The sequence below is a fragment of the Cellulomonas jepli genome, from assembly GCF_047229345.1.
In the GTDB taxonomy this organism is placed as follows: Bacteria; Actinomycetota; Actinomycetes; order Actinomycetales; family Cellulomonadaceae; genus Cellulomonas_A.
The window spans coordinates 1-10,911 of record NZ_JBFTER010000142.1 but is presented as its reverse complement, the minus strand read 5'-3'; the positions used below and the strand labels follow the sequence as shown (position 1 = coordinate 10,911).

At 74.3% G+C, this 10,911-nt stretch carries 13 protein-coding genes; 8 read left to right on the top strand and 5 right to left on the bottom strand.

Annotated features, from left to right (window positions below; translation table 11 throughout):
• Nucleotides 1-233 precede the first annotated feature (233 nt).
• Both AB6N24_RS21585 and AB6N24_RS21580 read left to right on the top strand, forming a co-directional pair.
• Nucleotides 234-1,544 carry a hypothetical protein gene (locus tag AB6N24_RS21585; protein WP_412871418.1) on the top strand — a complete coding sequence of 437 codons (1,311 nt, stop codon included), beginning with the start codon at nucleotides 234-236 and terminating at the stop codon, nucleotides 1,542-1,544.
• 161 nt (nucleotides 1,545-1,705) lie between these two features.
• A complete protein-coding gene (locus AB6N24_RS21580; protein WP_412871417.1) occupies nucleotides 1,706-1,864 on the top strand; it encodes a hypothetical protein in 159 nt (52 codons plus the stop codon).
• A gap of 52 nt (nucleotides 1,865-1,916) precedes the next feature.
• On the opposite strand, the gene AB6N24_RS21575 is transcribed toward AB6N24_RS21580, so the two are convergent.
• Nucleotides 1,917-2,987 carry an Rv2578c family radical SAM protein gene (locus tag AB6N24_RS21575; RefSeq protein ID WP_412871416.1) on the bottom strand — a complete coding sequence of 357 codons (1,071 nt, stop codon included), beginning with the start codon at nucleotides 2,985-2,987 and terminating at the stop codon, nucleotides 1,917-1,919.
• A gap of 39 nt (nucleotides 2,988-3,026) precedes the next feature.
• A complete protein-coding gene (locus AB6N24_RS21570; protein WP_412871415.1) occupies nucleotides 3,027-3,302 on the bottom strand; it encodes a hypothetical protein in 276 nt (91 codons plus the stop codon).
• Between the two features lie 258 nt (nucleotides 3,303-3,560).
• Here AB6N24_RS21570 and AB6N24_RS21565 point away from each other — a divergent pair, with 258 nt between their 5' ends.
• The 6 genes from AB6N24_RS21565 (at nucleotide 3,561) to AB6N24_RS21540 (ending at nucleotide 8,419) form a co-directional block, all read left to right on the top strand.
• Nucleotides 3,561-4,445, top strand: coding sequence for a helix-turn-helix transcriptional regulator (locus tag AB6N24_RS21565; protein WP_412871414.1), 885 nt, complete (start codon nucleotides 3,561-3,563; stop codon nucleotides 4,443-4,445).
• Nucleotides 4,446-4,600: 155 nt separating this feature from the next.
• Complete coding sequence (locus tag AB6N24_RS21560) at nucleotides 4,601-5,461, top strand: SDR family oxidoreductase (RefSeq protein ID WP_412871413.1); 861 nt, start codon at nucleotides 4,601-4,603, stop codon at nucleotides 5,459-5,461.
• An 8-nt stretch (nucleotides 5,462-5,469) separates the two neighbouring features.
• The gene (locus tag AB6N24_RS21555) at nucleotides 5,470-5,994 is read left to right on the top strand and encodes a nuclear transport factor 2 family protein (RefSeq protein ID WP_412871412.1); all 525 of its coding nucleotides are present in this window, start codon (nucleotides 5,470-5,472) and stop codon (nucleotides 5,992-5,994) included.
• A gap of 54 nt (nucleotides 5,995-6,048) precedes the next feature.
• Nucleotides 6,049-7,065: an aldo/keto reductase gene (locus AB6N24_RS21550; RefSeq protein WP_412871411.1), complete on the top strand. Its 1,017-nt coding sequence runs from the start codon at nucleotides 6,049-6,051 to the stop codon at nucleotides 7,063-7,065.
• 51 nt (nucleotides 7,066-7,116) lie between these two features.
• On the top strand, nucleotides 7,117-7,974 hold the full coding sequence (locus AB6N24_RS21545; protein WP_412871410.1) for an aldo/keto reductase: 858 nt from the start codon (nucleotides 7,117-7,119) through the stop codon (nucleotides 7,972-7,974).
• A 73-nt stretch (nucleotides 7,975-8,047) separates the two neighbouring features.
• The gene (locus tag AB6N24_RS21540; RefSeq protein ID WP_412871409.1) at nucleotides 8,048-8,419 is read left to right on the top strand and encodes a DUF2255 family protein; all 372 of its coding nucleotides are present in this window, start codon (nucleotides 8,048-8,050) and stop codon (nucleotides 8,417-8,419) included.
• A gap of 106 nt (nucleotides 8,420-8,525) precedes the next feature.
• Here the strand turns inward: AB6N24_RS21540 and AB6N24_RS21535 are convergent, their stop codons facing one another.
• The 3 genes from AB6N24_RS21535 to AB6N24_RS21525 all read right to left on the bottom strand — a co-directional run bounded on the left by AB6N24_RS21535 (nucleotide 8,526) and on the right by AB6N24_RS21525 (nucleotide 10,606).
• Nucleotides 8,526-8,861, bottom strand: a complete 336-nt coding sequence (locus tag AB6N24_RS21535) for an ArsR/SmtB family transcription factor (protein WP_412871408.1) — start codon at nucleotides 8,859-8,861, stop codon at nucleotides 8,526-8,528.
• 8 nt (nucleotides 8,862-8,869) lie between these two features.
• On the bottom strand, nucleotides 8,870-10,159 hold the full coding sequence (locus AB6N24_RS21530) for an MFS transporter (protein WP_412871407.1): 1,290 nt from the start codon (nucleotides 10,157-10,159) through the stop codon (nucleotides 8,870-8,872).
• Between the two features lie 123 nt (nucleotides 10,160-10,282).
• On the bottom strand, nucleotides 10,283-10,606 hold the full coding sequence (locus AB6N24_RS21525) for a hypothetical protein (RefSeq protein ID WP_412871406.1): 324 nt from the start codon (nucleotides 10,604-10,606) through the stop codon (nucleotides 10,283-10,285).
• Nucleotides 10,607-10,911 lie beyond the last annotated feature (305 nt).

The following is a 10,911-nucleotide window of genomic DNA, read 5'->3' as shown; positions in this document are numbered from 1 at the left end:
CTCGTCCGCGGGCGGCGGCCCGCGCACCGGCGCCGACGCCGCGCTGCCGACCTTCGCCGTGCCCGCCGGGCTCCGGCTCGTCGTGACCCTCGCGGGCGCGGACCTCGGCTGCCCCGGCGGCCCGGCGACGGACATCCCGCACACCCCTGCCTGACCGGGCCGCGTCGTCCCCGTGACGACACGCGTCCTCGCGCCCCGAGCGGGCGCTCCGGTCATCAGCAGAGGAGCAACCCATGCACACGTACGTCCGTCGAGCGCTGCAGACAGCGCTCGTGAGCGGTGGCCTGCTGGCCGCCGGGGCCGTCGCGGCCCAGGCCACGCCCCAGGACGGGGCACTCGGGGTCGACGTCGTCGTCGGCTCCACCACGGAACCCCTCGTCGCGCTGAGCCTCGGCGTCGGGGGCGAGCCGACGACCACGGCCCTCGGCGGCGCACCGCTCGTCTCGGCGCCCGTCACCGTCCCGGTCGACGTCTCGGACGTCGCGCTCGCGGTGCTGGGGGACGCGAGCGTCGCGTCCTCCGACCCGGCCGGCGGTGCGGACGCCGGTAGTGATCCGGCGGAGGTGCCCGAGACGCCGGCGCCGGCGCCGGGAACGCTGGTGTCGGCTCCGGTCTCGGTGCCGGTCGACGTCGCGGACGTCGCGCTCGCGGTGCTGGGGGACGCGACCGTGGTCGGGACGGGCTCGCCTGCCGGTCCGGCGGAGGGAGGTGCCTCCGGCTCTGCCGGACCGGACGCGGCGCCGGTCCCGGCGGTCGTGGCGGCTCCCGTGACGGTGCCGGTCGAGATCTCCGGCGTGGCTGCCGGCGTGCTCGGCGACGCCGTGGTCGCGCGCGGTTCTGCCGACGACGGGACGGACGCGGACGCCGACCCGGCTGCTCCGGCCGGTCCGGGCGGCGAGGGTGCCGGCGAGCCGTCGCTCGCCGTCGTCCCGGTGAGCGTGCCCGTGACGGTCTCCGGCGTGGCGCTCGGCGTCCTCGGGGATGCGACGGTCGCGCGCGGGGCCGAGGGCACCACGGGTGAGGACGACGCCGACGGCGGAAGCACGCCGGGCGCCCCCGGCACGCCGAGCACGCCCGTCACGCCGGGCACGCCGGGCACGCCGGGCACGCCGGGCGCGCCGGGCGGCGGCTCGGGGGTCGAGTCGCCTGCCCCGGGGGTCGTGACCCCGTCCGACGGGGTCGTCGGAGCGGGCGGGCAGGCATCGGGCGGGTCGTCGCAGGCGCCGGGTGCCGGGGTCTACGTGGGCGTGGTCGGCAGCGGTGCAGTCGGGACCGACCCGGCGGACGCGGCCAGCGCCGAGCCCGTCGCCCTGGCCCGCGCGACCGCAGGGGCGCGCCCGTCCGTCACGCTCGCGACCCGCGCGACCGAGGTGCCGCCCGTCGCCCTCGCGGCGACGGGGACCGAGCTCTGGCTCGTCCCGGTCGCGCTGGTCCTGCTCGTCGGCGGCGTGTGGCTGCGCGGCCGTGCGCACCGGGCTGCTGCCCACCACCCGGGGCGGATCACGTTCGTGCCGCACCAGCGGGGTGCGTCGGACGGGTCGTGACGCCCGGTCCTGGCGGGCGCGGCCGGAGGGTGCGGCCGGCCCGCCAGGACGGGGGCGCCGCGCGGCTCACCACTAGCGGCGACCGGCGGTCGGTGCTCGCTGTGCGCGTCGAGCTCCCCGCTCCTCGGGCGGGCGGGCGCGATGCAGCGCACGATGGCGTCATGAGCGAGAACACGAACGAGAGCCCGAGCACCGACACGAGCGCCACGACCGGCGACGTCCCGAACCGGGAGACCGGCGTCGGGATCGGTGCCGGGGAGCCGTCCGGCTTCGAGCCCGAGGAGGACCCGGAGGCCGTCCCGGACGACGCCCAGGACTGACCGGCCGTCGCCTGCCCCGTGCGGCGACCGGTGCGGTCGCCGCAGGGTGCGGTCAGAACAGCGTGAGCTGCCCGCCCACGTCCTGCGGGACCTCGACCGGCTCGCCGCGCGGCGTGGGCAGCGAGCCGGGCGGGAACCCCTCGACGCCCGGGCCGAGACCCGGCTGACGCTCGGCCGGGCCCACGAAGCCGTGCCGCCGTCGCAACGGGGCGACGCGCTCGCGCAGCCACCGCCGGTAGTCGTCGGGCACGTAGGCCCCGCGGCCGTAGAGCCCGCGGTAGCGGGCGACGAGCTGCGGGTGCTCCTGCGCGAGCCAGCGCAGGAACCACGGCTTGACCGAGCCGCGCAGGTGCAGCGGGATGACCGTCACGCCGCTGGCCCCGACCTTCGCGAGCTCACCGAGCAGCGCGTCGAGGTGCTCCTCGGAGTCCGTGAGCCACGGCAGGATGGGCGCGACGAGCACGCCGCACGACAGCCCGGCGTCGCGCACCGCGCGCACGAGGTCGAGGCGCGCCTGCGGCCCGGGGGTGCCGGGCTCGAGCGCGTGCTGGAGGGCCGGGTCGAGGACCGCGAGGGAGACGGCGACGCCCACGGGCACGTCGCGCGCGGCGGCGGTGAGCTGCGGCAGGTCGCGCTTGAGCAGCGGACCCTTCGTGAGGATCGACAGCGGGGTGCCGGAGCCGGCGAGCGCGCCGATGATCCCCGGCATGAGCGAGTACCGGCCCTCGGCCCGCTGGTAGGGATCGGTGTTGGTGCCGAGCGCGACGTGCTCCCGCTGCCACGACCGCCGGGCGAGCTCGGCCCGGAGCACCTCGACGACGTTCGTCTTGACGACGATCTGCGTCTCGAAGTCCCGGCCGGCGTCGAGGTCGAGGTACTCGTGGGTGGGCCGCGCGAAGCAGTAGGTGCACGCGTGCAGGCACCCGCGCATGGGGTTGACGGTCCACCGGAACGGCATCCTGGACGCCTCGGGGACGCGGTTGAGCGCGCTCTTGGCGGCGACCTCGTGGAACGTCACGCCGCGGAAGTCGGGCGTCTGCACGCTGCGCACGAGCCCCGCGAGCGAGAGCCCGGGCAGCGCGGCCCCGTCGTCCTGGTCGAGCCGCTGGCCTTCCCACCGCATTCAGCCATTCGAACACATGTTCGCCTCTGTCTCCAACCCTCAGTGCATGACGGCCCGCTCTGGTGCGGCCACGTCCGCCGCACCCTCGTCCGCACCGCCAGGCCTTCCGGTGCGCACGCAGACCTGCAGGGCGACCGCGGCGAGCACCGCTGCGGCGGCCGCCCACCAGAACGCGGTGGTATAGCCGTGCACGGCAGCCTGGGCCGGGGTCCCGTCGAGGTGGCTGGTGGCCCAGGCGGCGGTGGCGCCGGCCGCGACGGTGTTCAGCAGCGCGGTCCCGACCGCGCCGCCGACCTGCTGGGACGTGCTGAGCATCGCCGATGCGACGCCGGCGTCACGCGGCTGGACGGCGGTCAGGGCGCCGGGTGGCGCGCGCCGTACGACGACTACCGTGCGAGGTGGCCGAGGACGTCTGCCAGGTTGCGCCGGAACCCCCTCGCGCGCCGTGCGCCCTGGAGGCGGGAGCGAGCTCTCAGCCACGTGCCTGCGTCGAAGCCCGCACCATCGGGCGCCCGGGAAGGGGGTTCTGGCGCAACCTGTTACGCGCGGTTGGGCGGTTCTTATGGTCGAGGCATGGACAACAAGGGCGAGGTGCGCGAGTTCCTGGTCTCGCGGCGGGCGCGGCTCACCCCCGAGATGGTCGGGCTGCCGACCTACGGGGCGAAGCGCCGCGTGCCGGGCCTCAAGCGTGAGGAGGTCGCCCAGCTCGCCGGGGTGTCGATCGACTACTACACCCGGGTCGAGCGGGGAAACCTCCACGGGGTCTCCGAGAGCGTCCTGGGCTCGATTGCGCGGGCGTTGCGCCTCGAGCAGGACGAACGCGAGCACCTGTACGCCCTGGCCCGGGCTCAGGTCCGGCGGGTCCCGGCGCGCCGGCGCCCGCCGGTGCAGGTCGTCCCGGACAGCATCCGGGCGATCCTGGACGGGATGGTCGACGTGCCGGCGTGCGTCGTGAACGGGCGGATGGAGCTCGTCGCGGCCAACCGACTCGGCCGGGCCCTGTACGCCCCGGTGTTCGACGACGCCGTCCACGTCCCGGGGCACGCCCGGTTCGTGTTCCTCAACCCCGCCGCCCGGCAGTTCTGGGTCGACTGGGAGAACGCCGCGACCGAGGTCGTCGGCGCGCTGCGTGCCGCAGCGGCCCGCGACCCCTACGACAAGGCCCTGACCGACCTGATTGGGGAGCTCGTCACCCGCAGCCCGGAGTTCCGCACCTGGTGGGCCTCCCACGACGTGTTCGTCCACCGCGGCGGTCTCAAGCGCATCGCCCACCCCGCGGTCGGGCGCCTGGACCTCACCTACGACGTCCTGACCCTGCCGCAGCACCCCGACCTGAGCATCGTGGCCTACACCGCCCCGGCCGGCTCCCCGTCGCACGACGGGCTCCGCATGCTCGCCACCTGGGCCGCCACGCTCGACCAGAAGGAGTCCGTGGCCCCCGTCGCCCCTGAGCACTGAGCGTCTTCCCAGGCGCCGGCCTCGGGCGCCGCTGTGCACCACCGCAAGCGGCTGCTGGCTGGCCACGTCCATGCGCCACTCCTGCCGCGCCGACACATGGAAGCCGACCCGTGGCGCCTCCACCACCTCCTGACACCGACCACCGAAGGATCACCATGACTACCCCGAGCACGACCACCCGCCCGACGACCGAGGTCGTCGTCGTCATCGGCGCCGGTTCCATCGGCCAAGCGATCACCCGCCGCGTCGCGACCGGGCGGACCGTCCTGGTCGCCGACATCAGCCCCGACAACGCCCAGGCCGCAGCCCGCGCGCTGGAGTCCGCCGGCTACGAGGTCGAGACCGCGACCGTCGACGTCTCCTCACGGGACTCGGTCACCGCCCTGGCCGACCACGCCGCCGGCCTCGGACCGGTGACCCGCGTGATCCACACCGCCGGTCTGTCCCCGGCGCAGGCGTCCCCGCAGGCGATCATCGCCGTCGACCTCGTCGGCGTCGCCCACGTGCTCGAGGAGTTCGGCCGCGTGATCGCCGACGGCGGGTCGGGGGTCGTGATCTCCAGCCAGGCCGGGCACATGCTCCCGCCGCTGCCCGCCGAGCAGAACCACGCCCTGTCCACGACCCGCGCCGCCGACCTCGCCGGGCTGCCGATGCTGCAGCCGGACGCCGTCCCGAACTCGGGCTTCGCGTACGCGCTGGCCAAGTGCGCGAACATCCTGCGCGTCCAGGCCGCCAGCGTGCTCTGGGGCGACCGCGGCGCCCGTCTGAACTCGATCAGCCCCGGCATCATCATGACCCCGCTCGCCCTGGACGAGCTCCGCTCCGCCGCGGGCGAGGCCTACCAGCGCATGATCGCGGCCTCCGCCGCGGGCCGGGTCGGCACACCTGATGAGGTCGCCGGCGCCGCAGCCTTCCTCATGGGGCCCGAGGGCGCCTTCGTCACCGGCACCGACCTGCTCATCGACGGCGGCGTCATCGCCTCGATCGCGACCGGCCGGTACGACCTGGCCCTGTGAGGGACGACATGACCTCTCCACGATCCACGACACCGACCTGGTCGTCCGTGGCGCTCGTCGCCCTCCTCGCCGGCTGCACCACGGCGGCGCCGAACGCCGACCCGTCGCCGTCGGCGACCCCCTCGACTGCACCCACGCGATCAGCAGCACCCTCCGGCCCGTCGGCCCAGGACGACACCGCCGCCATCCTCCAGGCCGGCCGCGACCGCACGCAGGCCATGGTGGACCGGGACGTCGCAGCCCTGGACGCGCTTCTCGCGGACGGCTTCACGGCCACCCACATCAGCGGCTACGAGCAGCCCAAGGCCGAGTGGCTGGAGCAGATCGCCTCCGGCTCGATGGCTTACCACGACGTGCAGGAGGTGTCGGCCACCGTCGAGATCGACGGCGACACCGCGGTGCTCACGACCAGGAACCTCGTGACCGCCACCATCAACGGCGCGGAAGGCACATGGCCGCTCGAGTCCACCGCGACCTACGAGAAGCGTGACGGTGCCTGGGTGAACACGGCCTCCGAGTCGACCACGTACTGACCGAAGGGACGGGCTCGCCGAACCGAGCCCGACCCACGACATGAAGGAGCAGCCATGCAGCACCGCACCCTCGGACGCACCGGGGTCTCCGTCAGCCCGCTGTGCCTCGGAGCCATGATGTTCGGCCCCTGGGGCAACGACGACCGGACCGACGCCACCCGGATCATCCACCGGGCCCTGGACTCCGGCATCAACGTCATCGACACCGCCGACGTCTACTCCGGAGGCATCTCCGAGGAGATCGTCGGGGACGCCCTGGCCGGACGCCGCGACGACGTCGTGCTCGCCACGAAGTTCTTCATGCCGATGAGCGAGGACCCCAACCAGCGCGGCGGCTCCCGTCGCTGGATCATCCGCGAGGTCGAGAGCTCGCTGCGCCGGCTCAAGACCGACCACATCGACCTCTACCAGGTGCACCGGCCCAGCCCCGACACCGACGTCGAGGAGACCCTCGGCGCCCTGACCGACCTCGTCCGCCAGGGCAAGGTCCGGTACGTCGGCTCCTCGTCCTACTCCGGGTCGCAGATCGTCGAGGCGCAGTGGGTCTCGCGCGAGCGGCACCTCGAGCGGTTCGTCACCGAGCAGCCGCCCTACTCCATCCTGGTGCGGGGCATCGAGCAGGACGTCCTGCCGACCACCCTCCGGCACGGCATGGGCACCTTGACCTACAGCCCGCTGTCCGGGGGCTGGCTGTCCGGGCGCTGGCGCAAGGACTCCGCCGGTAGCCCGACGTCCTCGGCGCGGCCCGCCGCACGGTTCGACATGAGCAGCCCGGCCAACCAGCGCAAGCTCGACGCCGTGGAGGAGCTGGCCCAGCTCGCGGAGCAGGCCGGCCTGTCCCTGATCGAGATGGCGATCGCCTTCGTCCTGCACCACCCGGGCGTCACCTCGGCGATCGTCGGGCCGCGCACGATGGAGCAGCTCGAGTCCTACCTGCCGGCCGCGGAGCTCACCCTGTCGACCGACGTGCTGGACCGCATCGACGAGATCGTCGCGCCCGGCGTCACCCTCAACCCCGACGACAACAGCTACGGCACCACCGAGCTCGCGCCGGCGGCGCGACGCCGCTGACCAGCCGCACCTCCACCCGCACCGCACACCGCCGCACGAGAGGTCTCACGCATGAGCACCCAGATCCCGGACGTCACCCTGAACACCGGCGTCGCGATGCCGGTCCTCGGCTTCGGCGTCTACCAGATCCCGCCCGAGCAGACCGAGCAGGCCGTGACCGCGGCCCTCGCGGCCGGGTACCGGCACATCGACACCGCCGCCGCCTACGGCAACGAGGAGGCCGTCGGCCGCGCCCTCGCGGCGAGCGGCATCCCGCGCGACGAGCTGTTCGTCACGACCAAGCTCTGGATCCAGGACGCGGGCGAGGAGGCAGCCCGACGGGCGTTCGACACCTCGCTGGGCAAGCTGGGCCTGGACCGGGTCGACCTGTACCTGATCCACCAGCCCTTCGGGGACTACTACGGCGCATGGCGGACGATGGAGCGGCTCCTCGCCGACGGCGCCGCGCGCGCGATCGGCGTCTCCAACTTTCACGCCGACCGGCTCGTCGACCTGATCGACCACAACGAGGTCGTCCCCGCGGTCAACCAGATCGAGACCCACCCGTTCCACCAGCGCACCGCCGACCAGGCCCTCATGCGCGAGCGCGGCGTCCAGATCGAGTCCTGGGGGCCGTTCGCCGAGGGCCGCAACAACCTGTTCGCCGACCCGGTCCTCAGCGAGATCGGCGCCGCCCACGGCAAGTCCGTCGCCCAGGTCGTGCTGCGCTGGCTGATCCAGCGCGACGTCGTCGTGATCCCCAAGTCGGTCCGCCCCGAGCGGATGGCCGAGAACCTCGACGTCCTCGACTTCGAGCTCACCGCCGACGAGACCGCCCGCATCGCCGGCCTCGACACCGGGACCAGCGCCTTCTTCGACCACAGGGACCCGGCGATGGTCAGCCAGCTCGGCAACGTCCGGATTCGCTGACCGACACCCCACCCACCTCAGTCTCGGCGGGACGACGCACGCGCACTGCCGCCAGGACGGAAAGGACACACCCATGAGCACGTGGACCGCCCAGACGGCACGGGCACTGGCGGACCCGCAGGAGATCCAGATCTCCACCCGGCGACCCGACGGCACGCTGCGCCGACCCACGACCATCTGGATCGTGCGCGACGGCGACCGGGTCTTCGTCCGCTCCACCAACGGGCGCACCGCAGCCTGGTTCCGCGGCGCCACCGCCACCGGAGCCGGGCAGATCGAGGCGCGCCGGGTGACGCACGACGTCACCTTCACCGAGGTGAGCGGCGGCGACCTGGACCTCGTCGACGCCGCGTACCGCGTCAAGTACGGGCAGTACGCCTCGATCGTCGACCACCTCGTCAGTGCCGAGCCCCGCGCGGCCACCCTCGAGGTCCACCCCGCCTGACACCCGGGCGGCTCCGGGGCGTGTCTTAGACGCAGCGCTGCGGGGAACCCGCCGGACGCGCCCAACGCACCGCCCTCCGCACGCCGTCCTTCGGCGCACCTCGCGGCTACCGATGGTGGGGCGGGACCGGGTAGAGCGTGTGCTCGGTGTGCTGCAGGACGTTCGTGACGAGCGCGGCGACGTGCTCGTTGGCCTGCGAGTAGAACACCGTGGTGCCCTCGCGCCGGGTGACCACGAGGTGCCCGGCGCGGAGCTTGGCGAGGTGCTGCGAGATGGCCGGGGTGGGGCGGTCCAGGGTCTCGGCGAGCGTGGTCACCGACATCTCGGTGCCCTCGAGCAGCGCCAGGACCGCGAGGCGGGTGCGGTCGGCGAGCAGACGCAGGACGTCGACGGCGTGGTCGAGGTCGACGCTGCTGGGGGTGGTCCGCGGTGCGGTGTCCATGGCAGTCATCATGACACCGAGACCTCCTGCCCGACCGGCTTCCCGGCGCCCTCCTCCACCGCGGGACCGGCGCCGTCCGCAGCCGAGGTCCTGGGCCACAGCAGCGCGCCGGTGGCGGTGGCCGCCACGGTGACGGCGGTCAGGATCAGCGCGGTGGGCGCCAGGCCGAGCGCGGCGCCGAGCCACCCCGCGAGCGGGTAGGTGACCAGCCAGCACGCGTGCGACAGCGAGAACTGCGCGGCGAACGCGGCCGGCAGGTCACGGGCGGGCACGGAGCGTCGGATGATCCGTCCGACGGGCGTCTCCACGCTCGACCACCCCAGCCCGATCAGCACCCACAGCGCCCCGATCGCCACCAGCCCGGCGACCGGCGAGGCCGCGGCCAGGGCGAGCGGCACCGCGGCGGCGCCGGCGATCAGAGCCACGGCGCCGGCGAGCATGACTCGTCGCTCGGGAACCCGGCGCAGCACCCGCGGGAGCGCGAACGCCGCCCCCATCGAGCCCAGCCCGTTCGCCGCCAGCACGAGCGCCACGACGTCGTTCGACTGCCCGAAGGTCGAGCGCACGATCGTGACCGTCTGGACCAGCACGAACGCTCCCGGTGCCGCGACGGCCAGGTTGAGCGCCAGGACCGGGCGGAGCGCGGGGGTGCGGACGAGGACGGTGCTGCCGCGCTGCAACCTCTGCGCGAACGTCCCGGGCGCGTCGTCCGGCCCGGGCTGGTGCCGCGCGGCCGAGAGCGTGACCGATGCGACCAGCAGCGCCGACGCGGCGAACCCGGCCGCTGTCCCGAAGAACAGCGTCGACGGCGACACCACGAGCAGCAGCACCGCCGCCAGGACCGGGGACAGCACGGCCTCGAGGTCGTAGGCCAGCCGCGACAGCGACAGGGCCGCGGTGTAGTCGTCCTCGTCGGGCAGCACGTCGGGGATCACCGACTGGAACGTGGGGGTGAACGTCGCCGACGCCGCCTGCAGCACGAACACCAGCAGGTAGACCTGCCACACCTCGCCGACGAATGGCAGGCTCACCGCGACCAGCAGCCGGACCACGTCGGCCCCGATCATCACGGCCCGCCGCGGCGCCCGCGCCACGACGGCGGCCGCGAACGGCGCGACCAGCACGTACGCGACCATCTTGATCGCGAACGCCGTCCCCAGCACCGCGCCCGCGTCGGCGCCGGCGAGGTCGTACGCCAGGAGCCCGAGCGCCACCGTCGCGAGCCCGGTGCCCGCCAGGGCGACCACCTGGGCCAGGAAGAGCCGCCGGTACACGGGATGAGCGAGTGCGCGGACCACCGGGCCAGCATGCGCGGATGTGCATGCCTGCGCAAGTACGCATACGCGCATCTCCCGGGCGGGACGACGCCCTCGCGGCGGCCGGCGCGCCTCGTTCGACCGCTGCGGCAGGGCGGATACGCGTCACTCCGGCGAGGGCCGGGGCTGCGGGAGGTCGGGCGCGTCCGGCCCGGCACCGTGGTCCAGCCCCGAGACCGGCGCCGGCCGGACGTCGTCCTCGAGGATCCACGCGAGCCACGGCGGCTGGACGCCTCGGTCCTGCGCGATGCGGACCATGCCGGGTGCGCGCGCGACGACCTCCACGTCGAGGGTCGTGGTGGAGCCGTTGTGCAGCCGCGTGGTGACCCGGACGGGTCGCGCGGGGACCACCGGCTCCACGTCGACCGCCGGCGGTGGCGGCAGCGCGACGACCAGCTCGGTCCACGGGGTCTGAGGTCTGTCGGGCACGACCTCAGCCTGTGCCGTGCAGGGGCATCGAGCCACCGGCGGGAACCGCCGCCGGCACGCGCGCGTTGTCCAGGAGACCTGCCGTCCACCCGAGAGAGCCATGGACACCGACAGTACGAACCCCCGCACGCCGCGAGACGATCAGCCGGCGAGGGGGTGCAGGTCCTGATGTGGGTGGTCACGCTGCTGCTCGGAGTGCTCGTCGTGCTCGCGATCACCGCGGTGACGGGCTACTTCGTGGCGCAGGAGTTCGCGTACATGGCCGTGGACCGCTCGCGGCTGGCCTCGCGCGCCGGCGGCGGCGA